The sequence below is a fragment of the Microbispora cellulosiformans genome, assembly GCF_008728085.1.
Lineage (GTDB): Bacteria > Actinomycetota > Actinomycetes > Streptosporangiales > Streptosporangiaceae > Microbispora > Microbispora amethystogenes.
The window spans coordinates 265,862-291,233 of sequence record NZ_VYTZ01000006.1 but is presented as its reverse complement, the minus strand read 5'-3'; the positions used below and the strand labels follow the sequence as shown (position 1 = coordinate 291,233).

The 25,372-nt window shown below is 73.4% G+C and carries 22 protein-coding genes; 9 read left to right on the top strand and 13 right to left on the bottom strand.

Translation table 11 applies throughout. The features are described from left to right. Positions 1 to 213 precede the first annotated feature (213 nt). From F5972_RS18430 to F5972_RS18420, 3 genes are read left to right on the top strand one after another with little or no spacing between them, the layout of a single operon-like run. Entirely contained in the window at positions 214 to 1,506 is a 1,293-nt protein-coding gene (locus F5972_RS18430) for an activator-dependent family glycosyltransferase (protein ID WP_150934792.1), read from the top strand. A 16-nt stretch (positions 1,507 to 1,522) separates the two neighbouring features. Further along, positions 1,523 to 2,473 (top strand): putative sugar O-methyltransferase, encoded by a 951-nt coding sequence (locus F5972_RS18425; protein WP_150934791.1) that lies wholly within the window; start codon positions 1,523 to 1,525, stop codon positions 2,471 to 2,473. Further along, a complete protein-coding gene (locus tag F5972_RS18420; protein WP_150934790.1) occupies positions 2,470 to 3,534 on the top strand; it encodes an NAD-dependent epimerase/dehydratase family protein in 1,065 nt (354 codons plus the stop codon). Before F5972_RS18425 ends, F5972_RS18420 begins: the two co-directional genes overlap by 4 nt. 36 nt (positions 3,535 to 3,570) lie before the next feature. Here the strand turns inward: F5972_RS18420 and F5972_RS18415 are convergent, their stop codons facing one another. The 4 genes from F5972_RS18415 to F5972_RS18400 are packed head-to-tail and all read right to left on the bottom strand — an operon-like array spanning position 3,571 to position 7,914. Further along, entirely contained in the window at positions 3,571 to 4,173 is a 603-nt protein-coding gene (locus F5972_RS18415; protein ID WP_150934789.1) for a dTDP-4-dehydrorhamnose 3,5-epimerase family protein, read from the bottom strand. A 3-nt stretch (positions 4,174 to 4,176) separates the two neighbouring features. Then, positions 4,177 to 5,427 (bottom strand): class I SAM-dependent methyltransferase, encoded by a 1,251-nt coding sequence (locus F5972_RS18410; RefSeq protein WP_150934788.1) that lies wholly within the window; start codon positions 5,425 to 5,427, stop codon positions 4,177 to 4,179. A gap of 57 nt (positions 5,428 to 5,484) precedes the next feature. Further along, entirely contained in the window at positions 5,485 to 6,606 is a 1,122-nt protein-coding gene (locus F5972_RS18405) for a DegT/DnrJ/EryC1/StrS family aminotransferase (RefSeq protein ID WP_150934787.1), read from the bottom strand. A gap of 30 nt (positions 6,607 to 6,636) precedes the next feature. Continuing rightward, on the bottom strand, positions 6,637 to 7,914 hold the full coding sequence (locus F5972_RS18400) for an L-evernosamine nitrososynthase (RefSeq protein WP_150934786.1): 1,278 nt from the start codon (positions 7,912 to 7,914) through the stop codon (positions 6,637 to 6,639). A 322-nt stretch (positions 7,915 to 8,236) separates the two neighbouring features. Here F5972_RS18400 and F5972_RS18395 point away from each other — a divergent pair, with 322 nt between their 5' ends. After that, positions 8,237 to 9,301 (top strand): glucose-1-phosphate thymidylyltransferase, encoded by a 1,065-nt coding sequence (locus tag F5972_RS18395; RefSeq protein ID WP_150934785.1) that lies wholly within the window; start codon positions 8,237 to 8,239, stop codon positions 9,299 to 9,301. Positions 9,302 to 9,373: 72 nt separating this feature from the next. On the opposite strand, the gene F5972_RS18390 is transcribed toward F5972_RS18395, so the two are convergent. The 7 genes from F5972_RS18390 to F5972_RS18360 all read right to left on the bottom strand — a co-directional run bounded on the left by F5972_RS18390 (position 9,374) and on the right by F5972_RS18360 (position 16,990). Beyond that, positions 9,374 to 10,390 (bottom strand): alcohol dehydrogenase catalytic domain-containing protein, encoded by a 1,017-nt coding sequence (locus F5972_RS18390; protein ID WP_150935048.1) that lies wholly within the window; start codon positions 10,388 to 10,390, stop codon positions 9,374 to 9,376. Between the two features lie 5 nt (positions 10,391 to 10,395). Further along, positions 10,396 to 11,628 (bottom strand): cytochrome P450 family protein, encoded by a 1,233-nt coding sequence (locus F5972_RS18385; protein ID WP_150934784.1) that lies wholly within the window; start codon positions 11,626 to 11,628, stop codon positions 10,396 to 10,398. A 117-nt stretch (positions 11,629 to 11,745) separates the two neighbouring features. Then, complete coding sequence (locus F5972_RS18380; RefSeq protein ID WP_150934783.1) at positions 11,746 to 13,371, bottom strand: MFS transporter; 1,626 nt, start codon at positions 13,369 to 13,371, stop codon at positions 11,746 to 11,748. Between the two features lie 59 nt (positions 13,372 to 13,430). Further along, entirely contained in the window at positions 13,431 to 13,892 is a 462-nt protein-coding gene (locus F5972_RS18375) for an SRPBCC family protein (RefSeq protein WP_150934782.1), read from the bottom strand. Beyond that, the gene (locus F5972_RS18370) at positions 13,889 to 14,242 is read right to left on the bottom strand and encodes an ArsR/SmtB family transcription factor (protein ID WP_150934781.1); all 354 of its coding nucleotides are present in this window, start codon (positions 14,240 to 14,242) and stop codon (positions 13,889 to 13,891) included. The genes F5972_RS18375 and F5972_RS18370 overlap by 4 nt, the downstream gene beginning before the upstream one ends. Before the next feature lie 71 nt (positions 14,243 to 14,313). Then, positions 14,314 to 15,705: an NDP-hexose 2,3-dehydratase family protein gene (locus tag F5972_RS18365; RefSeq protein ID WP_150934780.1), complete on the bottom strand. Its 1,392-nt coding sequence runs from the start codon at positions 15,703 to 15,705 to the stop codon at positions 14,314 to 14,316. Between the two features lie 160 nt (positions 15,706 to 15,865). Further along, entirely contained in the window at positions 15,866 to 16,990 is a 1,125-nt protein-coding gene (locus F5972_RS18360) for a M24 family metallopeptidase (protein ID WP_225311613.1), read from the bottom strand. 221 nt (positions 16,991 to 17,211) lie between these two features. On the opposite strand from F5972_RS18360, the gene F5972_RS18355 reads away from it, so the two are divergent. Further along, the gene (locus F5972_RS18355) at positions 17,212 to 18,258 is read left to right on the top strand and encodes a PP2C family protein-serine/threonine phosphatase (RefSeq protein ID WP_225311612.1); all 1,047 of its coding nucleotides are present in this window, start codon (positions 17,212 to 17,214) and stop codon (positions 18,256 to 18,258) included. Positions 18,259 to 18,283: 25 nt separating this feature from the next. Continuing rightward, on the top strand, positions 18,284 to 19,174 hold the full coding sequence (locus tag F5972_RS18350) for a 5'-3' exonuclease (RefSeq protein ID WP_150935046.1): 891 nt from the start codon (positions 18,284 to 18,286) through the stop codon (positions 19,172 to 19,174). Here the strand turns inward: F5972_RS18350 and F5972_RS18345 are convergent. Continuing rightward, a complete protein-coding gene (locus F5972_RS18345) occupies positions 19,158 to 19,850 on the bottom strand; it encodes an MBL fold metallo-hydrolase (RefSeq protein WP_150934778.1) in 693 nt (230 codons plus the stop codon). The genes F5972_RS18350 and F5972_RS18345 overlap by 17 nt on opposite strands. Positions 19,851 to 20,062: 212 nt before the next feature. On the opposite strand from F5972_RS18345, the gene pdxR reads away from it, so the two are divergent. Further along, positions 20,063 to 21,502 carry a MocR-like pyridoxine biosynthesis transcription factor PdxR gene (gene pdxR, locus F5972_RS18340; protein ID WP_225311611.1) on the top strand — a complete coding sequence of 480 codons (1,440 nt, stop codon included), beginning with the start codon at positions 20,063 to 20,065 and terminating at the stop codon, positions 21,500 to 21,502. Between the two features lie 44 nt (positions 21,503 to 21,546). Here the strand turns inward: pdxR and F5972_RS18335 are convergent, their stop codons facing one another. After that, positions 21,547 to 22,902 carry an FAD-binding oxidoreductase gene (locus F5972_RS18335; protein ID WP_150934776.1) on the bottom strand — a complete coding sequence of 452 codons (1,356 nt, stop codon included), beginning with the start codon at positions 22,900 to 22,902 and terminating at the stop codon, positions 21,547 to 21,549. A 231-nt stretch (positions 22,903 to 23,133) separates the two neighbouring features. Here F5972_RS18335 and F5972_RS18330 point away from each other — a divergent pair, with 231 nt between their 5' ends. Both F5972_RS18330 and F5972_RS18325 read left to right on the top strand, forming a co-directional pair. Beyond that, positions 23,134 to 23,823 (top strand): cytidylate kinase family protein, encoded by a 690-nt coding sequence (locus F5972_RS18330; protein WP_150934775.1) that lies wholly within the window; start codon positions 23,134 to 23,136, stop codon positions 23,821 to 23,823. 105 nt (positions 23,824 to 23,928) lie between these two features. Beyond that, on the top strand, positions 23,929 to 25,347 hold the full coding sequence (locus tag F5972_RS18325) for an RNB domain-containing ribonuclease (protein WP_150934774.1): 1,419 nt from the start codon (positions 23,929 to 23,931) through the stop codon (positions 25,345 to 25,347). Positions 25,348 to 25,372: the final 25 nt, after the last annotated feature.

Here is a 25,372-nt window from a genome sequence, read left to right as displayed (position 1 = left end):
TCCCACTATTCGCAGCGCCGGCCCGGTGCGGCTACTTCTGACGTGCCGTTCCGGCCCGGACCTCGCCCTGAAACGGTCCGCCGCGCGGGCGGTGCGCATTCTGGAAGATGCGCGGCCGGACACCTCCGGAAAATCGTGGAACAACGTGCCCGTTTTTCGGGCCGAGGGCCACCCGCCCGTCACCAGGCCCGCTCGTCTCCAGGAAGGACCGACATGCGCGTTCTCTTCGCCACCGCCCCCTTCCGGTCGCATCTGTTCGTGCAGGCGCCGCTGGCCTGGGCCCTGCGTACGGCGGGACACGACGTGCGCGTCGCCGCCCAGCCGGACATGGCCGACGACATCATGCGCTGCGGGCTGACGGCCGTACCGGTCGGCCGGGGCGTGGACCTGAACACGCAGATGTCGGCCGCCGAGCCGCAGGAGAACCCGGCGGACCCGAGGAACCCGGGTCCCGGGCTGCCGGTGCAGACCGACTACGCCCGCGACGACCCGCTGGCGGAGCTCGGCGCCCACGTGGGGGGATGCCGGGCGCTGTTCAACCCCGAAGCGGTGATCGAGGAACTCGTCGAGTTCGCCCGCGACTGGGAGCCCGACCTCGTCGTCTGGGACACCTTCGCCTTCGCCGGCGTCGTCGCCGCGCGGGCGTGCGGCGCGGCCCACGCCCGGATGCTGTTCGGCGCGGACGGCCTGGGGCAGTTGCGCGCCGCCTGCCGTCCGATCTGGGACGGGCAGCCGCCGCAGGCCCGCACCGACCCCCTGCGCGAGTGGCTGGAGCCGGTCCTGGCGCGGTACGGCTGCGCCTTCGACGAGGAGACCGCCCTCGGCCAGTGGACGATCTTCCCCATGCCGACCTGGGTCTGGCGGCCCCCGGGCATCCACTACCTCCCGATGCGGCACATGGCCTTCAACGGCCCGTCGTCGGTGCCGAAGTGGCTGCACCGGCCGCCCACGCGTCCGCGCGTCTGCGTGACGCTCGGCCTCTCCCACCGTGAGCGCGACTTCGGCGTCGTCGCCTCGGCCGCGGACCTGTTCGCGGCGGTCGACGGCCTCGACGTCGAAGTGATCGCCGCACTCGACGCCACGCAACTGCGGTCGGTCACCCACGTGCCCGAGAACGTGCGGGTCCACGACTTCGTGCCCCTGAACGTGCTGCTGCCCACCTGCTCGGCCATCGTGCACAGCGGCGGCGCCGGCACCTTCGCCTCCGCGCTGGAGCACGGGGTGCCGCAGCTCATCGTGCCCAACATCTACTGGGCGGAGAAGTGGTGGGGGCCGGTGCTCATGGCCAACGGGCTGGAGGACCAGGGGGCGGGCGTGTACGTCGCCGACGCCGACCACCTGACCGCCGGCACGCTGCGCGACCGGCTGGTCCGGGTGCTTGAGGACCCGTCGTTCGCCGGCAACGCGGAACGGCTGCGGCGGGAGACGCTGGGGATGCCCACGCCCAACGACGTCGTGCCGATCCTGGAAAGGCTCACCGCGGCCCAGCACGGCCGGTCCAAGTGACGGGGCGGAGACGACGATGACGACCACCCGCAGGTACGGCCAGAGCCCGCTCTGGGAGAGCAACAACAGGATCCAGGTGACCGAGAGCGCCGTCGCCGATCTCCGGGGCTTCAAGTCCGGCACGGTCAACTTCAAGCTGGCGCTGTGGGACCCCCGCACCAACGGCATGCGCTACCTCAAGACGCTGATCTTCAACCTCGCCGCCGGGCTGAGTGAGGCCAACCGGGCGCGGCTCCGCCGCATCCGCAACCGCGACGTGGGCGACCCCATCACGGTCAGGTACGACGGCGAGGACGTCTGCATGGACTACCTCCAGTCCGTTCTGGAGCTCGACTTCATGAGCCGGGCCGTCCCCCTGGACGGCCTCCGGGTGCTGGAGATCGGCGCCGGGTACGGCCGCACCTGCCACGCCCTGATGTCCAACCACGACCTCGTCTCCTACGACATCGTCGATCTGGACAACGCCCTGCGCCTGTCCCGCGCCTACCTCGGCGCCGTCCTCGACCCCGGCCAGTTCGCGAAGATCCGGTTCCACTCCGTGGACGAGGTGGACGCGCTGCCCGCGGACCAGCGGTTCGACCTGTGCGTGAACGTCGACTCGTTCGCGGAGATGAACGCCGAGACGGTGCGGGCCTACCTGGACCTCGTGGCCGGACGCTGCCGCCACCTGTACGTGAACAACCCGGTGGGCAAATATCTGGACCCGTCCCTGGACGGCCACGCCCAGGGCGCGGAGGTCGTGGCGCTGGCCCTGCGCACCGGCCCCCTGCTGGACGTCATCGACATCCACGACAACCACGCGGTGGAGGCGCAGTCGCGCAGGTTCCTCGCCGCCTACCGGCCCGCCGACGACTGGACCTGCGTCGCCGACGCCCGGGCCGTGCCGTGGACCTTCTACTGGCAGGCCGTCTACGAGAAGAACGCCCCCGGGAAGGGCGGCCGCGAGCAGACGGACGCCCGATCGTGAACCGGCCGGGCACCACGCCGGGCGGCGGCCCTCCGCTGGTCGCCGTGCTCGGCGCGTCCGGCCTGGTGGGCTCGGCCGTCACCGCCCGGCTCGCGCGCCTGCCGGTCGCCGTACGCGCGGTCTCCCGCCGCCCCGCCGCGACGGGCACGGCTGAGTCGGGCACGGGCGGCGCGGGCGGGGTGGAGGTGCTGGCCGCCGATCTCACCGTGCCCGCGAACCTGGAGCGTGCGGTGGCCGGGGCGAGCGCGGTGATCCACCTGGTCCTGCACTCCGGCGGCTGGCGGGGAGCCGACGAAGACCCGGCGGCCAGCGAACGGGTGAACGTGGGCGTCATGCGCGACCTCGTCGGCCTGCTGCGGTCACGCCCCCGGAGTGGTCCCGCGCCGCTGGTGGTGTTCGCCGGCTCGGCCTCCCAGGCCGGCCCGGGCTCCGGCACGCCGATCGACGGCACCGTGCCCGACCACCCGGTGACGGCGTACGACCTGCAGAAGCAGGCGGCCGAAGACCTGCTCAAGCGGGCCACCTCGGAAGGGGTCCTGCGCGGAGTCTCCCTGCGCCTGCCGACGGTCTTCGGGCCGGCCCCGTGCGGCGCCGCCGACCGGGGGGTGGTGAGCGCGATGGCCCGCAGGGCGCTCGCCGGAGAGCCGCTCACCATGTGGCACGACGGCACGATCGCGCGTGAGCTGCTGTACGTCGGCGACGTCGCGGACGCCTTCCTGGCGGCCCTCGACCGGCCGGAGGCGCTGGCGGGCCGGCACTGGCCGCTCGGCCACGGCCGCGGCGAGCCGCTCGGCGACGTCTTCCGGAGGATCGCCCTGCTCGTCGCCGAACGGACCGGACGGCCTCCGGTGCCGGTCGTGCCGGTCCCTCCGCCCGCGAGCGCCCGGCCGGGCGACTTCGACAGCGTGGTGATCGACTCCTCCGCGTTCCGGGCGGCCACCGGATGGCGCCCGCGGGTTCCGCTCGACGAGGCCCTGCGCCGGACCGTCGCCGCTCTCGACACCCACGCTCTCGGCACCCCCGCTCTCGACACCTGCGGCACGCGCCCCCGGGAGTCGTGACTCCCTCACCCCCCACTTCGCCCGTGGCCGGGCCGTTCAGACGCGGCTGCCCGCCTCGATCTCGGCGCACACCCGGTAGTCCGGCAGGAGGCCGGCCGCTCTCGCCTCCTCCAGGCGGGGGGCCGCCCGGTCCCGCTCCGACAGGATCGGCGTGAGGTCCCCCGGGACGGGCAGGTCCAGCCCCGGGTCCAGGGGGGAGATCGCCAGCTCGTCGGCGGCCACGTACTCCCGCGACAGCAGGTACGACATCACGGTGTCGTCCTCCAGAGCCACGAACAGGTGCGCGACCCCCAGTGGGAAGTACACGGCCCGGAAGTCGAGGGAGTCGAGCACGACGCTGTCCCAGACGCCGAACGTGGGAGAGCCGACGCGGACGTCGAGGACGACGTCGAGGGCCCGGCCGCGCGGGCAGTGGACGTACTTCGCCGTGCCCGGCGGCGTCGCCGTGTAGTGCAGCCCCCGCACCACTCCCCTGCGCGAGACGCTGCTGCTCGCCTGCGCCACGGGGAAGAGCGGGCGTCCCACGGCGTCGCCGAACACCGATTCCTGGTAGTGCGACAGGAACCGCCCCCGGTCGTCGGGGAACTCCTCGGGCGTGAAGACGTACGCGCCCTCGACCGCCAGGCCGTTCACCCGCATGGCTCACACCACCCGGACGTCCGGCACGTAGAGGATCCACCGGCCGCCGGCGTCGCGGAACTCCTGCTCCTTCGCCATGATCTCCTCGGCGTGGTTCCAGGCGAACAACAGCGCGTAGTCGGGGTAGCCGCCGTCGGACGAGGCCGGGGAGAACCGTTCCGGCGGCACGACCGGCAGGTGGGCTCCAGGGGTCAGCAGCCCCTGTTTCTGCGGGGTGGTGTCGCACACCCACTCGACCAGTCCGGCGTCGAGACCGCAGAAGTTGGTCACGGTCGCGCTCTTGGCGGTCGCGCCGTACGCGACGACCCGCCGCCCCTCCTCCCGCAGCCGGCGCAGCAGCGCCGTCAGGTCGTCCCGTACGCGTTCCACGTCGGCGGCGAAGCGGCGCAGCGTGTCCGGAGCGGTCAGGCCGCGGGCCCGTTCCCGCTCGACGGTCTCCGCGACGGCCGCCGCGGGCGTGGCGGCGCCGCGGCGGGCGATCGTGTAACGCAGTTCGCCGCCGTGGACGGACAGCCGTTCCACGTCGACCAGTTCGAAGCCGAACCGCTCGGCGGCCGCCCGGACCGAACTCGCCGTGAAGAAGTAGAAGTGCTCGTCGTAGATCTGGTCGAACGACGTCTTCTCCACGATGTCCCCCCAGTAGGGATCCTCGAAGACGAACCGGCCGCCGGGGGCGAGCAGCGCGTCGACGCCGCGGAAGATCGACTCCAGATAGGGGATGTGGCAGATCGTGTTGGCCGCGTAGATCACGTCCGCGGGCCCCTCGGCCGCGCGCACCTCGGCCGCCGTCGGCTCCTCGAAGAAGTCGGTGCGCACCCGCACGCCGCGGCGCCGCGCCACCTCGGCCACCTTCCCCGAGGGCTCGAACCCGAGATGCCGCACGCCGGCGTCGCGCACCGCGCCGAGCATCACCCCGTCGTTGCTGCCGATCTCCACCACGAACGGGTCCGGCCCGGCGTACGCCGACTCCAGGAAGCCGTGCGCGGTCCGCGCGAAGTGCTCCCGCATCACCGACGAGCCCGACGAGTGGTACGGATAGTCCTCGCGGAACATCAGCTCACGCGGGACCTCCTCCATCAGCTGCACCATCCCGCACGACGCGCAGGCGCCGACGGCGAGCCGGTAGAAGAACTCGCCGGGAATCTCCCGCTCGGTCAGGAAACGGTCGGACAGCGGCTGCCGCCCGAGGTCCAGGAACTCGCCGAGCGGCCCGCGGCACACCCGGCACGTCGTCTCGCCGACTGGGGTCGTCATCGATCTTCTCCTCCGGATCGTACGTGTCGGGGTGGGAGGGCGGGGCGCGGCGCGCTCTCACAGGGTCGTCAGGACCTCGCGGAGCGCCTCGATCACCCGGTCCTGCGTGTCCGGCGGAAGCGACGGGTACATCGGCAGCGAGAAGATCTCGCGGGCCAGCCGCTCGGTGACCGGCAGCGACCCCTCCGCGTAGCCCAGCCGCTCGAAGCCGGTCATCGTGTGCACCGGCCAGGGATAGCTGATGTTCAGGTGGATGTCGTACGCCCTGAGCCGCTCGATGATCTCGTCGCGGCGCGGGTGGCGGACCACGTAGACGTAGTAGACGTGGTCGTTTCCCTCCGTCACGGACGGCAGCCGCAGCCCGGACGGCCCCGCGACGCCGGCCAGCCCCTCGGCGTAACGATCGGCCACCTCTCGGCGCCGCTCGATGTAGTCGTCCAGGCGGCCGAGCTTGCGGCGCAGGATCTCCGCCTGCACCTCGTCGAGACGGCAGTTGTGCCCGGGGGTGCGGACGACGTAGTACCGCTCCTCCATGCCGTAGTACCGCAGCCGCCGCAGGTTGCCGTCGACCGTGTCGTCGCCGGTCAGCACCGCCCCGCCGTCGCCGTACGCCCCGAGGACCTTGGTGGGGTAGAAGGAGAAGGCGGCGGCGTGCCCCATCGTGCCGGCCAGGCGGCCGTGGTGCCGGGCGCCGTGCGCCTGGGCGCAGTCCTCCAGGACGGCCAGGCCGTGCTCGGCGGCGAGCCGGGTCAGCGGCGCCATGTCGGCGCACTGGCCGTAGAGGTGGACCGGCACCAGCGCGCGGGTGCGGGGGGTGATCGCGGCGGCCACCTGTTCGGGGTCGACGAGGTGGTCGTCCTCGCGCACGTCGGCGAAGACCGGCGTCGCGCCGACCGAGTCGATCGCCACGACGGTCGGGGCGGCGGTGTTGGAGACGGTGACGACCTCGTCCCCCGGGCCGACCCCCAGCGCCTGCAGGCCGAGTTTGATGGCGTTGGTCCCGTTGTCCACGCCCGTGCAGTGTCTCGTCCGGTGGTAGGCGGCGAACTCCTCCTCGAAGCGCCGGACGCTCTCCCCGAGGATGAGCTGCCCGGATTCGAAGACCTTCTCGACCGCGTCGAGGACGTCCGTCCTCTCCTTCTCGTACTCCGGCAGGTAGTCCCATACGCGAATAGCCATGCGCGCCTTCTCCGATGCTCGCTCCGCACGTCACTGCCGGGCTCGGGGGCCGAGCGCCCGGAAGCTCATGTAGTCGTTGTCCCGTTCGAGGCCCAGGGCCTGCCCGCTGAGGTAGTCGACGCCGTCCACGTACGTGTAGGGCTGCATGAACCACCCGGCCCGCACGTCCCGGGAGAGGCGGGCCAGCGGGTGGTCCGCCGAGTAGGCGGCGCCGCCGGCCAGCGTGAGGCAGTCGTTGACGATGCCGAGCGCGAGCGTGTTGACCGTCATCTTCGCGCACTGGAAGGGGGTCATCATCGCCCTCCCGCGCTCGGCGGGGTCACCGCCGCGGTCGGCGGACCAGATGTCGGCGTTGACCAGGGCGGCGCCGGCCGTCGCCCGGAGGGCGTAGAGACGGGCGTCGGTCTCCGCGACCAGGGTGCGCACCGCCGCCGGGGGCGGGCCGGGGCGGCGGGCGGCCGCGCCGGTCGCGATGTCCCTGGCCGCCTGGGCCACCCCCGCGTAGATCCCGAGCATCGTGATCGAACTGACCGTCTGCCCGGCCAGGACCGCGTCGTCGCGGGCGTTGACCCGGCTGCGCTCCAGGACGTCGCCGGCCGCGACGGGGCAGGCGTCGAAGGCGATGTCGGCGGTGCCCGAGGCGCGCATGCCGAGGCCGTCCCAGGTGTCCAGCACGCGCAGCCCCCGGCTGTCCCGCCGCACGAGCGGGACGACCAGGCCGGCCGGCCGCCCGTCGGCCCGCCGCTGGGCGTGCACGAAGAAGTGCGTCCCGATCGGGGCCAGGCTCACCAGGGTCTTGCGGCCGGACAGCAGCCAGCCGCCCGACCCGTCGGGGACGAGTTCGGTGACGACGCCGGGAGAGTCCTTGAGCGCCCCGCAGACCACGGCCTCGCCGGTGGCCATCGAGCGCAGCAACCGCTCGGCCAGCGCCCGCGCCGAGGGCGAGCCGTGCCGCCACTCGTAGGTCAGCGTCAGGCCACGGCTGAACTGCACGTGCAGCGCCAGCGCGGCCGAGGCGTCCGCCTCCGCCAGCGTCCGGAGCGCCACCGCCACGTCGTACAACCGGCCGACCCCGAGGCCGCCGAGTTCGGCGGGGACCGTGCCGCCCAGCACGCCGTCCTTCGCGAAGCCGTCGAACGTCTCGTACGGGAACGCGCCCGCGCGGTCGTTCACGCCGGCCTCGTCCCGGACCCGCTCGACGTATCCGGCCAGCAGATCGGCGAGGACCCGGCCCTGCGGCGTGACCGGGGCGCCCAGGTCCGCCGCCCGCTGCGAATGCGCGCCGTCGTGCGCGCCGTCTGCAGACATCGCCCGCTCCCGTTCTCCGTTGCGGTCCGTTCGCGAACCCGTTTTCCCGGCCCGCGCGAGAGTGCCGGCAATTCGCCTTCCATCCGTTTTCCGGCCACGGTCATCGTAACTACCGGTCATTCCCGGGCCGCATCTCCCAAATTGCCCTGAACGAATTGCGGACCCCTGTCCGGCCGCCTCACGTCGGGCGCGGCGAAACGGCGGCCGCCGGTCGGCACGTTTTCCCGGCAGGGGCGGCACGCCGAAAGATGCGGCGGCGATCCGGTGATGAGACATTGCGATGAGCGAAATCGGCGGTATCACCAGTCGAGGGGAAAGCGGAATGAAGGCATTGGTGTTGTCGGGCGGGTCGGGCACCCGCCTGCGTCCTTTCAGCCATTCCATGCCCAAGCAACTGATCCCGGTGGCCGGCGAGCCGGTGCTCGCGCACGCGCTCGGCGCCGTCGCCCGCCTCGGGGTGACCGACGTCGGCGTCGTCATCGGCGGGTGGGAACGCGAGATAGCCGAGGCGATCGGCGACGGCTCCCGTTTCGGGGTCCGTGTCACCTATCTCCGGCAGGAGCGCCCCGACGGCCTCGCCAGCTGCGTGGCCCTGGCCCGGCCGTTCCTGGGCGACGACGACTTCGTCATGTATCTCGGCGACAACGTGCTCCCCGACGGCATCCACGGGCTCGCGGCGGAGTTCCGGGCCCGGCGCCCCGCCGCCCACATCGCCGTGCAGAAGGTCGAGGACCCGCGCGCCTTCGGCATCGCCGAGCTCGCCTCGGACGGCTCGGTGGTCCGCCTCGTGGAGAAGCCCGAGCCGCCCTGCGGCGACCTCGCCGTGATCGGCGTGTACTTCTTCACCGCCGCGGTGCACGCCGCCGTGGCCGCGATCCGGCCCAGCGCCCGCGGGGAGCTGGAGATCACCGACGCGCTCCAGTGGCTGCTCGACCAGGGCGCGCGGGTCACGGCCGGCGAGTACGCCGGCTACTGGAAGGACACCGGGCGTCCGGAGGACGTCCTCGCGTGCAACCGCCGCCTGCTCGGCGACCTGTGCCGGGAGGTCCGCGGCGACGTGGACGCCGCCAGCACGCTGTCCGGTCCCGTCCTGGTCGAGCCGGGCGCCCGGGTGGTGCGGTCGCGGATCGACGGCCCGGCGATCATCGGCGCGGGGGCGGTGGTGAAGGACAGCCACGTCGGCCCGCACACCTCCGTCGGGCGCGACTGCCTGCTGAACGCCGCCGGCGTCGCCGACTCCGTCCTCCTGGACGGCGCCACCATAGCGGCGGTCCCGGACCTGCGCGGCTGCATCGTCGGCCGGTCCGCCACGGTCACCGGAGGCGCCCGGCGCGTCCACCATCGCCTGATGGTCGGCGACCACGCCTCCGTCGAACTGCCGGGATGACCCGCGCACGGGTGCGGCCCGCGCGGCGCTCCGCGCGGGCCGGCCGGTGGCCCGTGTCGGTACGGGGCGCCGTCAGTACCGGACGACGGCGCGGAAGCGCACGGCGCCCTTGTCGACGGCCTCGACGGCGTCGGCGACGTCCTCCTTGGGGAACTCCTCCACCATCGGCGTCACCCTGCCCTCCGCCACGAGCCGGAACGCCTCGGCGAGCCGGTCCGGGCCGTCGTGGGTGACGCCGGTGACCCGCAGGCGCTTCGCCCAGACCAGGCTGGACGGCCCGAGCTCCAGCGCGCCCACCGGGTCGATCGTGGCCAGGGCGACCCGCCCGCCGGGCCGCATGCCCTGCAGGGCCTCCGTGGCGGCGGCGTACGACGTGTTCGTGACGAGGAGCACGTCCGCGCCGCCGGCGTCCCGCAGGCCCGCACCGCCGGACACGACGGCCCCGGCGCCGAGTGACGTCGCGAGTTCGCGCTTGTCGGGCGACCGGGTGACGGCGACGGTCTCGAACCCGCAGGCCCGCGCGAACTGCAGCGCGAGGTGCCCCAGGCCGCCGACGCCCAGCACGGCGACCCGGTCGCCCGGGGCCGGCTCCGCCGCCCGCAGGGCGCTCCACGCGGTGTAGCCGGCGCAGAGCACGGGCGCTGCGGCCTCGTACGACACACCGCCGGGGAGCAGGACCGTGCTGCTCGCCTCCACCGCCACGTACTCGGCGTGGCCGCCGGGGGCGGTCATGCCGGTCAGCACCGGCGCCGCGCAGCACATGGCCGTCTGGCCGGTGGGCGGCAGACCACGCGCGCAGTAGTCGCACCGGCTGCACCCCCGCTGCACCCAGGTGGCGCCGACCCGGTCGCCCACCTCGCGGGTGGTCACCCCCGGGCCCACCTCGACGACCTCCCCGGCCGCCTCGTGCCCGACGATCACCGGGTCGAGCGGCGGGAAGTCGTACACACCGTTGGTCAGCCACACGTCGTTGTGGCAGACGCCGCAGGCCCGCACGCGGATCAGCACCTGGCCCGGACCGGGCCGCGGCACCGGGACCTCCCCGAGTTCCCACCGGGCGCCGGGCGCGGGGACGACCGCCGCCTTCATCGTGCTCACGACGCGCCCCCGCCCTTCAGCAGGACCGGCAGGTTCCGCAGGCCGTTCATGATGAAGGTGCCCTGTGGCTCGATCCGGTCGGCGGGCACGGCCGGCCTCATCCCGGGGAAGCGCTCGAACAGCGCGGGCAGCGCGATCTCGGCCTCCATCAGGGCGAGCGGCTTGCCGATGCACCGGTAGATGCCGGCTCCGAAGGACAGGTGCTCCCTGTCGGCCCGCCCGGGGTCGAAGACGTCGGCGTCGGGGCCGTACCGGTCGGGGTCGCGGCCCGCCGCCGCGAAGTTCATCAGCACCGGATCGCCCTTGGCGATGGTGACGCCGCCGATCTCGACGTCCTCCGTCGCGAACCTGAACGGCAGGTGCGCGACCGGCGCCTCCACGCGGACGGCCTCCTGGATCACGTCCGGCCAGCTCAGCTCTCCCCGCGCGACCCGCGCGAGGTGGTCCGGATGGGTGAGCAGCAGGAGCACCGTGTTGGCGATGAGGTTCTTCACCGGCTCGGTCCCGGTGGCGAGCATGATGTGCAGGGTGCCCACCATCTCGGAGTCGCTCAGCGGCGAGCCGTCCTCGTCGCGGGCGGCGACCAGGTCGGTGGTCAGGTCGTCGCCGGGGTGGTCGCGCTTGGACCGGACGAAGTCGAGCATCAGCCGCTGCCACGCCGCGACGTTCGCGGCGGCCTCCTCGGGCGTGATGCCGGTGTCGACGTTGACCTCACCGCCGTGCAGCATGGCCTGGCGGTCGGCCGCCGGGACGCCGAACAGGTCGCAGATCACCGCGGCGGGCAGGGGCTTGGCGAACTCCGCCTTGAGGTCGACGGCCTCGCCCGGGGCCACCTCGTCGAGGCGGCCGAGGAGCTCGTCGGTGACCTTCTGCACGCTCCCGCGCAGGGCCTCCACCCGGCGCGGCGTGAACGCCTGGGCGCACGGCCGCCGCAGCCGCGTGTGGTCGTGCCCGTACGCGGTGGTGAGGTTCTCCATGAGGACCCAGCCGATCATCGGGAAGTCGTCGCCGATGCGGCCTTCGACGAAGTCGGTCCAGTGCTTGCGGGGGTCCTTCGAGAACCGGTGGTCGCCGAGCACCTGCCTGGCCACGTCGTGGCCGGTGACCGACCAGGCCATGACCCCGCCGGGGAGCACCACCCGGGAGACCGGTCCGCCGGCTCGGATGCGGGCTCCCTCGGCGTGGATGTCGTGTCCGGCCGGGTCGAGGACGACAGGGCGGATCGTCATGGATCCTCCTAGGCGTGAGGCGCGTGGGTTCCGGACCGCGGAGAACCCGTCCGGCCGGTCACGCCCGCCGGCGACGGCCCCGGCGCGTGGCGCGGGGCCCGTCCTCCGGAAATCCGCTCAGTCCGACGATGGCACCCGGCCGGCCGGCCGCGCATCTTCGATGGTGCGCTCAGGAGGCCCGTCCTGGCCCGCCTCCTGGGCCGTGTCAGGGGCCGCCTCAGAAGCCGCCGCCTCCGGGGCCTCCTCTGGGGCCTGCCGCAGGGCGTAGGCCGCGAGCACGGCGAGCGCCAGGCACAGCAGCGCGGCGAACGCGGCGACCACGTGCAGCCCGGAGGTGAAGGCCGCGTGCGCGGCCGACAGCAGCTCGTCCGAACGCTCGGCGGGCAGGTCCCGCGCGGCCGGGGCCGCGCCCGCGATGCTGTCGGCGGCCGGTCCTGCCGGCCCGCGATAGGTGTCGGCGAGAGCGTGCCGGTAGACCAGGGCGGCGATGCTGCCGAACACGGCCACGCCCAGCGCGATGCCGAAGTCGCCGCCGGTCTGGGAGACCGACGCCGCGGAGCCCGCCTTGGCCGGCGGCGCGGAGCTCACGATGAGGTTCTGGGTCAGCGAGGCCACCGGGCCGATGCCGAAGAAGACGACGACGGCGCCGGCCACCAACACGGGCAGCCCGCCGGGAACCGCGCGGGTGAGCAGCAGGTAGCCGATCGCGGTGACGGCCATGCCGGCCGCGACCGTGGGCCCCGGGCGCAGGAGCCGGGCGGCGTGCGGAGCCAGCAGGGAGCCCGCGACCATGGCCAGCGACCCCGGCATCAGCCACAGCCCCGTCGCCACCGGCGACAGCCCCTCGACGATCTGCATCTGCTGGGTGACCACCAGCATGATCCCGCCCTGGGTGGCCACGGCGAACATCAGGACGACCAGCGCGGCGGTGAAGGCCCGGCGGCGGAACAGCCGCAGGTCCAGCAGCGGGGTGTCCAGGCCGCCCTGCCTGCGGACGAACGCCGCGCCGAAGGCCAGCCCGGCGACGATCGCCAGGATGGCGACGACTCCGGGGCCGTTCCTGGTCAGCTCCTTCAGTCCGTACACGACGGGCAGCGCGGTGGCGAGGAACAGCAGGGTGCTCGGCAGGTCGAGGCGGCCGGCGGAGTCGTCGCGATACTCGGGGAGCAGCCAGGGGCCGACGGCCAGCAGCAGGACCATCACCGGTACGGCCAGCAGGAACACCGAGCCCCACCAGAACGCCTCCAGCAGCAGCCCGCCGACCACCGGGCCGATCGCGGCGCCGCCCATGAAGCAGCTCACCCAGACGGCGACCGCCGTGGTGCGCTGCCTCTCGTCGGCGAACATGTTGCGGATCAGCGCCAGCGTCGACGGCGCCAGGGTGGCGCCCGCGACACCCAGCAGCGCCCGGGCGGCGATGAGGGTCTCGGCGGTCGGCGCGTACGCGGCCAGCAGGGAGGCGACGCCGAACGCAGCCGCGCCCGTCATCAGCAGCCTGCGCCGCCCGACGCGGTCGCCGAGGGTGCCCATGGTGACCAGGAACCCGGCGACCATGAACCCGTAGATGTCGGTGATCCACAGCTGCTGCACCGAGTCGGCTCCGAGATCGTCGCTGATGTGCGGCAGAGCCAGGTACAGCACGCTCAGATCCAGTGCGAGCAGCAGGGTGGGCAGGGCCAGCACCGCCAGCCCGATCCACTCTCTGCGTCCGGCGCGGGGCGGCGCCGCGGTCCTCGTCTCCATCGGGCCCCCTCCTGTCCGTTCTCGGTTCGGGTCAGGCGCGTCGAGTCAGGCGCGTCGGGTCAGGCGCGGGAGGTCTCCCGCTCCAGGTGCGCCGCGAGCGTCTCCAGCCAGTCGCGGGTGCCCTGCTCGCGCCATTCCGGACGGTCGTGCCCGTCGAGGAAGGCGACCTGCTCCGTCAGCTCCAGGCGGGTGCCGCCGTCGGCGGGGGCGAACTGGACGGTGGTCACCGACACCGACGCGAGCGTCGAGCCGACGTACAGGTCGTAGGCGTAGACGATGCGCTCCGGCGGGACGATCTCGTGATAGCGGGCGTCGAAGGTGATGACGGGGCCGCCGCCCTGGCTGCCGCGGTTGACCTCCCTGCCGCCGACCCGGAAGTCGAGGCGGTAGTCGTCCCCGCCGCCGGCGAACCAGTCGGCCTTGGCCTTCTCCTCCGCCCAGGCGGTGAACACCCGCTCGGGCGAGGCGGCGTAGGCGCGCTCGATGGTGAAGTTGGCGTGTTCCACGCGACGATCGGTCATTTCTCGTCCTCCGTATCCCACTCGTCGGGCTGCTCGGCGAGGTAGTCGCCGAGCCGGTCGAGGCGGTGCTCCCAGGTCCTGCGGCGCTCGCCGGCCCACTGTTCCACCGCCGTGAGCGCCCGCGGCTCCAGATGGCACGCGCGCACCCGGCCGACCTTCTCCGACCGGACCAGCCCGCAGGCCTCCAGCACCTTCAGATGCTGGACGATCGCGGCCAGCGACATGGCGAAGGGCCGCGCGAGCTCGCTCACCGACGCGGGCCCGCGGCTCAGCCGCTCGACCATGCTCCGCCTGGTGGGGTCGGCCAGCGCCTGGAACACCCGGTCAAGCGAAGCAGCTTCGTTAAGCATGTTCTTAACCGTACGACGCCAAGACGGGAAAGTAAAGCAACTTCTTAAGTATTGTGCGGCCGGCGAGGGGGTCACAGCTCGGCGGCCCGGCTGTTCAGCACCGCGAGCAGGGTGCGGGCCTGCACGTTCACGTAGTGGCTGTGCCGCGCCAGTGAGTTCAACTGCCCGGGAGTGACCCACATGAACCCCGGTGGAGGGTCCGCCGCCGCGGTCCGCTCGTCGGCGTCCACCAGCAGATAGCGGCTCTGCGCCCGGTAGAAGCGGCCGCCCTCCTCCGCGTGCACGGCCTCGTAGCGGATCCGGCCCGGATCGGCGCCGAGGACGGTCGCGAGGAAGCGGGGCCTGCGCGACACCGGAAGATGGACGTAGGACTCGGGGGTGCACTGCACGGTCGGTCCCAGTTCGACCGTGCCGAGGAACCCGCCCTCGACCCGGGCGCGCACCAGCAGGTGCGGCACCCCGCCGAACCTGCGCACCAGGAACGCGGCGACGCCCGCCCCCAGCGGCTCGAACAGCGGCTGGGTCCACCGGTGGACCTCCCGGCTCCCCGCCTCGGCCGACACGGCGATCACCCGGAAGTACCTGTCGCGCTCGTGGTCGATGGACCACTCCCCCGTCGTCCAGCCCGACACCTCGTCGAGCGGGACGAGCCGGGTGCGCACCTCATGCCGGCTGCGCTCCGCGGTGAACCACGACACCAGTTCGGTGTCCGACAGCGCCGCCCCCGCCTCGGGCGGCGCGGCGGGCGCGCAGGCCAGGACCGTGCGCGCGTCCATGTTCACGACGTTGTCGCGGCGCAGCAGGCGGCCGATCTGCCCGAGGGTCAGCCAGCAGAAGTCGTCGCCCACCTCGACGTTGTCGCGGGTCTCGACGATCATGTTCCGGTTCGACTTGCGGAAGAACCAGGAGCCGTGCTCCGACTGCAGCACGTCGACGAGCACCCGGCCGCGTTCCTGGCCGCGCTCCTGGCCGCGCTCCTGGCCGGTGAAGTAGCCGAGGTATCTGACCGGTGCGCCGCCGTGCACCCGCGTGTAGTTGCTGCGGGTCGCCTGCACCGTCGGCGAAAGCTGCACCAGCCTCGGGTTGCCCGGCTCCATCTTGGCCTGCATGAGGAAGTGCAGCACGCCGTTGAACTCCTTGGCCAGGATGCCGAGGACGCCGATCTCGGGCTGCACGATGATGGGCTGGCGCCACTCGGGCACCGGGTCCTCGCCGGCGACGATGTGCAGCCCCTCGACGCTGAAGAAGCGGCCGCTGCGGTGCGCCAGGTTGCCTCCCGGCCCGAACGACCACCCGTCCAGCAGGCCGAAGGGGATCCGCTCGACCCGGAACCGGTGCGCCCCGGCCCGCCGGGCGAGCCAGCCCGCCACCTCCGGCGTCGACATCCACACGCCCGCCGTCTCGGCCGCCGACCGGGCCAGGCGGTCCTGCACATCGACGTCATCACGCGGCCGTAATCGCATGCCGGGCACCTCCGGATCCCGCTGACCCGTACACCGCCCGACCCTCGCATCCCCCGCGCGCCGCCCGCATCTCCTGGAATGCGGGGGTGCCGCCGCGCTCATCCCACCCGCATCCCACCTGGGCATACGCGGGAGTTCGGGACCGCTCACCGCACGGCGATCACACGACGACGAGCTCCCTGGTGGTGCCGTTCAGGCGCTCGCCCGCCGTCTCACCGCAGACGACGATGTCCTCGATCCGGGCGCCGTGACGCCCCGGCAGGTAGATGCCGGGCTCGACGGAGAACGCGAACCCCGGCCGCATCTCCTCGGTGTTGCCCGCCACGATGTACGGCTCCTCGTGGGTCTCCAGGCCGATGCCGTGGCCGGTGCGGTGGACGAAGTACTCGCCGTACCCCGCCTCGGCGATCACCTCGCGGGCGGCGGCGTCCACGGACTCGCAGGTCACCCCGGGCCGCACGTGGGCGCAGGCGGCCTCCTGGGCCGCCCTGAGCACCTCGTAGTACGCCGCGAAGTCGGCCGGCGGCTCACCCACGCAGTACACCCGGGTGGAGTCGGAGCAGTAACCGCTCGGCATCGTGCCGCCGATGTCCACCACGATCGGCTCGCCCGGCCGGATCACCCGGTCGGTCAGCTCGGCGTGCGGGCTCGCGCCGTTCGGGCCGGAGCCCACGATCACGAAGTCGACCCGGGCGTGCCCCGCCCCGACGATCGCCTCCGCGATGTCCCTGCCGACCTCGCGCTCGGTGCGGCCCGCCTTGAGCAGCCCGGGGACGAGGGCGTGCACGGCGTCGATGGCCGCCCCCGCCTCCGCGAGCGCCGCCTTCTCGGCGGGCGACTTGCGCATCCGCAGCTCGCGCAGCACGTCGCCGGCCAGCGTCTGCTCGGCGCCGGGCATCGCCGCGCGGAACCGCAGCGACTGCAGCGCCCACATGCGGTCGGCCAGCCCGACCCGGGCGACCGGGCCCAGGCGGCGGGCCACCTCGGCGAACGGGTCGTCGGTCTCGTCCCAGGCGACGAACTCGACGCCGAGCCGGGAGGCGGGCGAGTGCTCCGCGGCCGGCAGTTCGAGGCGCGGCACCATCAGGAACGGCTCGCCGGACGCCGGCACGACGAGACAGGTCAGCCGTTCGAGCGGCATCGCGTCGTACCCGGTGACGTAGCGGAGATCCGGGCCGGGCGTCAGCAGCAGCGCGTCGAGACCGGCGCGGCCGGCGGCCTCGCGCACGGCGGCGGGACGGGTCGTGGGATACAGGTCGGAGGCATCCGGGGACGTCGTTGTCACGGTGCCCAATCTAACGAGATCCGGCCCCGATGGCGCACACCGGCGGTGCCCGCAGGACACATAGCACAGACGCCGCGCGGGCATGCCGCGAGAGGCATTGGCTTATTCCACGCGGTAGAAGAAAACTAACCCCCGGGACAAGAACTACTGCTACGCTCCGCGTCAGGACGATCACGAACCGTCCCTACGACAGTGCAAGAGCGGCATCGAGAGCGAGACAAATGGTCGGCGTAGTGGGCGGCGCGATGCCCGCCCTTCCCCCCGCGGACGGCCCGGACGTGGCTCCCGTCGCCGCCCCCGTCGGCGTCCTTCCCGCCGGGGCGCCCCCGGGCGCCGCCCCGCCCGAGCCGGAGCCCGCCGGGTACGCGTCCCCGCCGGCGTTGCCGGCGTCCGTCCCCGAGCGGGTGCCGGAGACGGTCGCGGACGCCGGCGGGCGGCGGTGGGCGGAGATGGTGGTGAGCGAGTCCAGGCGGCAGGCGCAGGAGGCGCGTGAGCGCGCCGCCGAGGAGCGGCGCGAGGAACGGCGCGAGGAACGGCGCGTCACGCTGGCGCTGCGGGAGGCGATCCTGCCCGAACCCGGCGCCTCGATCGAGCTTCCGTACGCCCGGATCGCGGTCCGGTACGTCCCGGCCGGCCGGGAGTCGAGCCTCGGGGGCGACTGGTACGACGCGGCCCCGCTCCCCGACGGGCGCATGTTCCTCGCCGTCGGCGACGTGTCGGGGCACGGCCTGCCCGCGATCGCGGAGATGGCGCAACTGCGGCACGCCCTGCTCGGCCTGAGCATGACCGGGGCCTCCCCCGGCATGCTGCTGTCGTGGCTGAACGCCCTGGTGCTCACGCGCCTGGACGACACCACCGCCACGGCGGTGTGCGGCCACTTCGACCCGGCGTCCCGCCTTTTCACGTGGGCACAGGCGGGGCATCCCGCGCCGATCCTGGTGCGCCGCGGGGGCGTGCGCCAGCTCGGAGCGCCCCGGGGAGTCGTGCTCGGGGCGACGTCGAGCCAGCCGTACGGAGTGGCCGACGTCCGCCTCGAGCCCGGCGACCTGCTGCTGATGTTCACCGACGGGCTGGTGGAGCGCCGGTCGCGCGACATCGAGGCCGGGGTGTCGCTCGTCATGCGGGCGGCCGCCTCGACCGGCGCGACCGGAGCCGACCTCGACGCGAGCCTCGACCGCCTGCTGGAGGCGATCGGCGGCCCCAACCCCGAGGACGACACCTGCCTGCTGGCGGTGGCGGTGACCGGAGACGGCCCGCGCACGGCCTGACAGGCGTGACAATGGTCGGGTGCTGATGCTTCTCGACACCCCGTCGCTGTACTTCCGTGCCTTCTACGGGGTTCCGGACTCGGTGACCTCGCCGGACGGCATGCCGGTGAACGCGGTGCGCGGGCTCCTCGACATGATCGCCACCCTCGTCCGGCAGCACTCGCCCCGGGAGATCGTCGCGTGCATGGACGCCGACTGGCGTCCCGCGTTCCGGGTGGCGGCGATCCCGTCGTACAAGGCCCACCGGGTGGCGAGCGGCGACCAGGAGGAGGTGCCCGACACGCTGGCCCCGCAGGTGCCGGTCATCGAGGAGGTCCTGGACGCGCTCGGCATCGCCCGCGTCGGGGTCGACGGCTACGAGGCCGACGACGTCATCGGCACGTTCGCGATCGCCGCGACCACGGCCGTGGACATCGTCACCGGCGACCGGGACCTGTTCCAGCTTGTGGACGATGACAAGCCGTGCCGGGCCCTTTACACAGTAAGGGGAATCCGGAACCTGCAGGTCGTCGACGAGTCCTTCGTCCGGGAGAAGTACGGCATCCCCGGCCGGGCGTACGCCGACTTCGCGACGCTGCGCGGCGACCCGAGCGACGGCCTGCCCGGCGTCCCCGGCATCGGGGAGAAGACGGCCGCCGCGCTCATCACCCGCTTCGGCTCCCTCCCGGCCCTGCTCGCCGCGCTGGACGAGGGCGGCGCGGACGGTTTCCCGGCGGGCGCCCGGAACAGGCTCGCCGCCGCCCGCGACTACCTGGAGGTCGCCCCCGCCGTGGTCAGGGTGGCCCACGACGTGCCGCTGCCGGACGTCGACGTGAGCCTCCCCGCCGCGCCCCGCGACCCCGAGCGGCTGGTCGCGCTGTCGCAGAAGTACGGCCTGGACAGCCCGCTCAACCGCCTGCTCACCACCCTGGGATAGGCGCGGCGGCTGGTACGGCCCCCGGCGGCCGGTCCGGCGGGCGACGTGCGCGTACCGGCTGTGTCGCGCACCGATCGCTAGCCGGGGGTCCCGTCGCCGCGAGGTAGTCCTCGATCACGTCATCGGTGCCGTTCACGTCGCCGAGCATCGGAATCAGGACATCGGAGAGCATGTCGCCCGCGACGAGAACCCCTCGTTCTTCGATCAGCAGCGCCGCGTGGCCCGGGGCATGCGCCTGATGCTCGATGATCCGGACGTGAGGGCCGTCCCAGGGGATCCGCGCGGTTTCGGCGGGCAGGCCGGTGATGAGGCCGAGCAGGTCCAGCGGTACCTGCCCGGCGATTTCCGTCTCCAGCAGGTGCGCGGCGATGCGGGCCTTCGCACCCGCGTCCGACAACTGACCTCGGACGTTGGCCGCGCAGCGCGCCGTGCCGTAACGGGGCACCTCGCCGAGCCGGGCGTGCCAGAGCAGGTGGTCCCAATGCGGATGTGTGGAGAACCCCGCCGCAACGGGCCGGCCCGGCTCGTGAAGGTCGTTCGCGAGGCAGTCGAGCTCGGACCCGGTCACCCCGGGGTCGATGAGCAGCACACCGGCCCGGCCCTGTACGACGACGGCGTTGCTCTGCACGAACTCGCTCTGGTGGATCAGCACACCCTCTGCGACCTGCCTCAGCACGGGCACACCTCGCGGTCCGGGAACGTGACGTCGTCGGCGGGCGTGGCGTCCCCGGGGTGGCGGGTGAGCATGGAGATCGGTCTTTTCCAGGCCTGCGGCTCGGTGTCGTTCATTCGTCGCCTCCTGCGATCTGCTTGCCGGTTCGTACCCGGCGGGTCACTCAGCCTGGCAGGAATTGGTACACGCCGGTAAGGTCCGATCCCGTGGGGCGCTTGGGGACCAATTCCGGGCCGGCCGAGGAGCTGTTCATCACGCTGGACCGCGACGCCGGGGTGCCGTTGCACCGGCAGATCGAGACGTCCATCCGCGCCCGCATCCGGGCCGGCCTGATACGGGCGGGCGCGTCGCTGCCACCCACCCGCACCCTCGCGACGGGGCTCGGGGTCTCCCGCGGGGTCGTGGTGGAGGCCTATCAGCAGCTCGTCGCCGAGGGCTACCTCGTCAGCCGGTCGGGCGGTTACACCCAGGTCGCCGCGTCGATGCCGCCGGCCGCCGCGGCGTCGACGGCGCGGCCGGCCACACGCGGTGCCGATTCCAGGGCCGGCTCCGGGGCCGGTAGCCGGGTCGACTTCGGGTACGGGCGCACCGACGTCTCACAGTTCCCGCGGGCCGCATGGCTGCGCTCGGTCCGCACCGTGCTCACCACCACGCCCAACGAGCGGTTCGGCTATCTCGACGGGCGTGGCGTGCCGGAACTGCACGAGGCCCTGTGCGACTACCTCAACCGGGTGCGCGGCACCTCGGCCGTCCCCGGCGACATGGTGATCTGCAACGGCTACGGGCAGGGCATCTCCCTGCTGATCCAGGTGCTCGTCCGGCGCGGTGCCAGGCGGATCGCCCTGGAGGACCCGTCGTCCAACGACGACGCCCGGGTGCTGGCCGGCGCCGCCGGTCTAGACGTGGTCGGCATCCCGGTGGGGCCGGACGGCGTTCAGGTCGACGCGCTCCACCGGGCCGACGCCGATGCGGTCGTGCTCACGCCGTCACACCAGTGGCCCACGGGGGGAGTGCTGTCGGCCGCGGCGCGGGCCGAGGTGATCCGCTGGGCGGAACGCCGCGGCGCGATCGTGGTCGAGGACGACTACGACGCGGAGTACCGCTACGACCGGTCGCCGGTAGGCGCCATGCAGGGCCTGGCGCCCGATCACGTCGTCTACTGCGGTACGGCCAGCAAGACGCTCGCGCCGGGGTTGCGGCTCGGCTGGCTGGTGGTGCCTCCCCATCTGGTCGCCGACGTCGCCGCGGCGAAGGTGCTCGCCGACCGCGGTTCGCCGGTGATCGACCAGTTGGCGTTCGCCGACTTCCTCGCACGCGGCGAGTTCGACCGGCATCTGCGCCGGATGCGTCCGGTGTACCGCCGCCGCCGCGACGCGCTGCTGGGCGCCCTGCGCGCCCATCTGCCCGATCTGGAACCGGCCGGAATCGCCGCCGGGCAGCATGTGGTCGCCTGGCTCCCGCCCGATCTCGACGAGGACGCGGTGGTGACGGCCGCCGCCCGGCACGGGCTCGCCGTCCGCGGCGTCGGCCCCTACCGGATCACCGGCACCGGACCGGGCGGCCTCATCTTCGGCTACGCCACGCTCGGAGAGACCGCCATTGCCGAGGGGGTCGCGCTGCTGGCGGCGGCCGTCCGGGACGTACGGGGACCCTGATCCTCCGCAGGCGCTCCGCCGGCGGCTCGTCCGGGACACGCGCGTCAGCACGCCGGGCGGATGTTCTGGTTCAGATGGAACACGTTGCCCGGGTCGTACGCGGTCTTCACCGCGGTGAGCCGGGCCAGCTTCGCGGCCGGATACGCCCGCCGTACGCCGCGCTGCCCGTCGGCCAGCTCGTCGGCCGTCAACATGTTGACGTACACCCCACTCGCGTACGGCTCGAGCGCCGCACCGGCGGCGCGGGCGGCGCCCATCCTGGCGTCGTCCTCGACCGGGTCGCTCCAGCGTGAGCCGGCGCCGAACTCGAACATCGTGTCGCGGTGACCGAACGCCGCGTCCGCTTCCGGGACGTCGGCGATCGCGCCGCCGTGCGCCTGCAGGCCGACGCCCGGCAGGTCCGGGCTCGCGCTCAGGTCGGCGGCGCCGCGCAGCAGGAACGCCTCGATCGCCGCGGTGGGAAAGCTCCGCAGGTAGTGCCCCTTGGAATAGCGGCGGTAGGCGTGGCCGCCGGTGGAGTCGTCACGCCGCTGAAGTTCGAGGTACGACGGCGTGGTGACGCGGGAGGCGACGGGACGCCCGAGCGCCCGCATCGCGGGGAGCAGCCGGCGGCCCTCGGCCGGGTCGCCGACCCACACGAACCCCAGCGTGGCGATCGGGCCGGCGGGACCGCTGCCCACGTCGGCGGTGAACGTCGCCTGCCGGGGCGCGACGGCGTTCAGGTCCCGCCAGCCCTCGATGACCGGGACGGCGTCCTCGGCGCGGAAGTCGAACTCGGCGACCAGCGTCCGCGTGCCGGCGCGATGCAACTGGAACTCGAACTCGGTGACGATGCCGAAGTTCCCACCCCCGCCGCGCAGGCCCCAGAACAGGTCGGGGTTCTCGGCGCGGCTCGCGGTCACCACCTCCCCCTCGGCGGTGACCACCGTGTAGGAGACGACGTTGTCGCAGGCCAGGCCGTACTGGCGGGCCAGCCAGCCCATGCCGCCGCCGAGCGTGAGCCCGCCGACGCCGGTGTGCGAGACGTTGCCCGCGGTGGTCGCCAGGCCGTACGCCTGGGACGCCCGGTCCAGCGCGCCGAGCAGCGCGCCGCCCTGCACCCGGGCCCGGCGACGGGCCGGGTCGATCCGCACGCCCCCCATGAGCGTCAGGTCGATCATGAGACCACCGTCGGGCACGGCGAAGCCGGCGACGTTGTGGCCGCCGCAGCGCACGCCGATCTCCAGGTCCAGTTCCCGGGCCATCCGGACGGCGGCGACCACCTCGGAGACGCTCACCGGGCGGACGATCATGCGTGGACGCCGGTCGACCATGGCGTTCCAGACGGTGCGGGCGGCGTCGTAGCCGGCGTCGCCAGGCGTGAGGAGCCGGCCGTCGAAGCGGGTCGATGTCGTTGTCATGCCACTCAGCCTGACGGCAATCGGTACACCCGATAAGGTCCGATCTCGTGGTCGAATCGAGGACCAATTCAGGGCCGGCCGAGGACCTGCTCGTCGCGTTCGCACGACCACCTGACCGGCTGCGCCGCCGTCATGCGCCCGGTTACCGTGATAGGCATGGCGCTCTCTCGCGAGCCGGCGACCGCAGCCTGACGTGCGGTGCCGAACAGAGACACGGGGAGAGGAGCGGCAATGGAACAAGGCACCCGCGGCGAGCTCGTCAGCCAGCTGGCCGAGGCGGTCAGGTCCGTCACGGCCGCGCACCCGTTGCGGGTGGCCATCGACGGGCCGCCCGCCTCCGGCAAGACCACGCTGGCCGACGAGCTCGCCGTCGTCCTGCGCGCGCAGGACCGCGACGTCATCCGCGCGACCATCGACGACTTCCTCGTCCCGCATGCACAGCGCTACCGACGCGGCCGGTACTCGGCCGAAGGCTGCTACTTCGACGCCCACGACCACGCCGCGCTGTGCCGGGTCCTGCTCGATCCGCTGGGGCCAGGCGGAGACCGGAGGTTCCGGCACGCGGTCTACGACAGAGACACCGAGACCCCGTCGTCCCCGCCGGCCAGGACCGCACCAGCGGACGCCGTACTGCTCTTCGACGGCGTCTTCCTCCTGCGCCCGGAACTCATCGACCGGTGGGACCTGCGCATCTTCGTGTCCGTCCCCTTCGAGAAGACGGTGGCTCGCGCCCGGGACCGAAACGCAGCACCGGCCGGGCCCACCGCCGACACCGCCGAAATCGAACGGTCCTGGCGCGACCGCTACATCCCCTCCCAAAAGCTCTACTTCGCCACGGTCCGCCCAACCGACCACGCCGACGTCATCGTGTACAACGACCAGCTCCAACGGCCGGCCTGGGAGGTCCGGCACAGGATCTGACGATCGCGCGCCACCGGGTCGGGTCCAAGGGGAGGCGGCGTGACCTCTGCAGGTCGTTTACGGCCTGTTATGTCCGCTCCCGGGTAGGTTGATCGCGTGCCGTACATGACGATCCGCCTCCGGGACACCGCGAACGGCCTCCGCGACGGGTTCGCCCGCATTCGCGGCGACTACGACCTCCCTGACGGCTTCCCCGAGCCGGTGCAGGAGGAGGCCGAACGGGCCGCGAAGGCTCCGGACGTACCCGCCGGGGATCACACCGGCCTGCCGCTGGTGACGATCGACCCGCCCGGCTCGATGGACCTCGACCAGGCGCTGTGCATCGAGCGGCGCGGGCCGGGCTACCGGGTCTGGTACGCGATCGCCGACGTCGGAGCGTTCGTCCGGCCGGAGAGCGCGATCGACGGCGAGGCGCGCAACCGTGGCGAGACCGTCTACATGGCGGACGGACGGGTGCCGCTGCATCCCCCGGTCCTGTCGGAGGGCGCGGCCAGTCTGCTCCCCGGGCAGACCCGTCCCGCCGTGCTGTGGCGGCTCGACCTCGACGCCGGAGGCGAGATCGAGGCCGTCGACCTGCGCAGGGCGCTGGTCCGCAGCCGCGACCGGCTCGACTACGAGACGGTCCAGGCCACCGTGGACGCCGGCCGGGCGGAGGGCACGCTCGCCCTGCTCGCCGAGGTGGGACCGCTCCGGCTGGAACGGGAGCGGGCCCGGGGCGGGCTGTCGCTGCCGACGCCCGACCAGGAGGTGGTCGCCGACGGCGCGGGCGGCTACCGCCTGGAGTTCCGCGGCAACCAACCCTGCGAGGCGTGGAACGCGCAGATCTCCCTGCTCACCGGCATCGCCGCCGCGCGGATCATGCTGGAGGCGGGCGTCGGCGTGCTGCGGGTGCTCCCCCAGGCCGGCCCCGAGGACGTCGAGAAGGTCCGCCTTGTGGCCGCCGCGCTCGGAGTGCCCTGGCCGGACGGCGCGACGTACGCCGACGTCGTGCACGGCCTCGATCCCGCGCTCCCCGGGCACGCGGCGTTCCTGCACGAGTCGACGGTGCTGCTGCGCGGCGCGGCCTACACCGCCTTCGACGGCGGCCCGCCCGGGCAGTCGCTGCACTCCGCCGTCGGCGCGCCGTACGCGCACGTGACCGCGCCGCTGCGGCGCCTGGTCGACCGGTACGGCACGGAGGTCTGCCTGGCGGCGACGGCGGACCGGCCGGTCCCCGAAGACGTCGCGCGGGCGCTGCCCGACCTGCCCGGCCGGATGGCCGAGGGCGGCAGACGGGCCGCCGGGGTCGGGCGGGCCTGCGTCGACCTCGTCGAGGCGGCCGTGCTGCGGCCCCGGATCGGCCAGGTCTTCGAAGCGGTCGTCATCGACGTCACCGACGGCAAACCGGGCGGGCAGGTCCAGGTGGCGGACCCCGCCGTCATCGCCCGCTGCGACGGCGACCGGCTTCCGCTCGGCGAGCGCATCCCCGTACGGCTGACCCGCGCCGACCCCGCCACCCGCGAGGTCCGCTTCACCGCCGTCTGACCGGAAGCAGGCGTATTCCGGCGAA

Bases quoted from the DNA above. Each gene is read 5' to 3' on its own strand.
- F5972_RS18335 (WP_150934776.1), bottom strand. From the start codon at position 22,902: ATGACAACGACATCGACCCGCTTCGACGGCCGGCTCCTCACGCCTGGC.
- F5972_RS18325 (WP_150934774.1), top strand. From the start codon at position 23,929: ATGACGATCCGCCTCCGGGACACCGCGAACGGCCTCCGCGACGGGTTC.
- F5972_RS18405 (WP_150934787.1), bottom strand. From the start codon at position 6,606: ATGGCTATTCGCGTATGGGACTACCTGCCGGAGTACGAGAAGGAGAGG.
- F5972_RS18410 (WP_150934788.1), bottom strand. From the start codon at position 5,427: ATGACGACCCCAGTCGGCGAGACGACGTGCCGGGTGTGCCGCGGGCCG.
- F5972_RS18370 (WP_150934781.1), bottom strand. From the start codon at position 14,242: ATGCTTAACGAAGCTGCTTCGCTTGACCGGGTGTTCCAGGCGCTGGCC.
- F5972_RS18380 (WP_150934783.1), bottom strand. From the start codon at position 13,371: ATGGAGACGAGGACCGCGGCGCCGCCCCGCGCCGGACGCAGAGAGTGG.
- F5972_RS18425 (WP_150934791.1), top strand. From the start codon at position 1,523: ATGACGACCACCCGCAGGTACGGCCAGAGCCCGCTCTGGGAGAGCAAC.
- F5972_RS18385 (WP_150934784.1), bottom strand. From the start codon at position 11,628: ATGACGATCCGCCCTGTCGTCCTCGACCCGGCCGGACACGACATCCAC.
- F5972_RS18400 (WP_150934786.1), bottom strand. From the start codon at position 7,914: ATGTCTGCAGACGGCGCGCACGACGGCGCGCATTCGCAGCGGGCGGCG.
- F5972_RS18365 (WP_150934780.1), bottom strand. From the start codon at position 15,705: ATGCGATTACGGCCGCGTGATGACGTCGATGTGCAGGACCGCCTGGCC.
- F5972_RS18415 (WP_150934789.1), bottom strand. From the start codon at position 4,173: ATGCGGGTGAACGGCCTGGCGGTCGAGGGCGCGTACGTCTTCACGCCC.
- F5972_RS18330 (WP_150934775.1), top strand. From the start codon at position 23,134: ATGGAACAAGGCACCCGCGGCGAGCTCGTCAGCCAGCTGGCCGAGGCG.
- F5972_RS18350 (WP_150935046.1), top strand. From the start codon at position 18,284: ATGCTTCTCGACACCCCGTCGCTGTACTTCCGTGCCTTCTACGGGGTT.
- F5972_RS18375 (WP_150934782.1), bottom strand. From the start codon at position 13,892: ATGACCGATCGTCGCGTGGAACACGCCAACTTCACCATCGAGCGCGCC.
- F5972_RS18390 (WP_150935048.1), bottom strand. From the start codon at position 10,390: ATGAAGGCGGCGGTCGTCCCCGCGCCCGGCGCCCGGTGGGAACTCGGG.
- F5972_RS18395 (WP_150934785.1), top strand. From the start codon at position 8,237: ATGAAGGCATTGGTGTTGTCGGGCGGGTCGGGCACCCGCCTGCGTCCT.
- F5972_RS18355 (WP_225311612.1), top strand. From the start codon at position 17,212: ATGGTCGGCGTAGTGGGCGGCGCGATGCCCGCCCTTCCCCCCGCGGAC.
- F5972_RS18430 (WP_150934792.1), top strand. From the start codon at position 214: ATGCGCGTTCTCTTCGCCACCGCCCCCTTCCGGTCGCATCTGTTCGTG.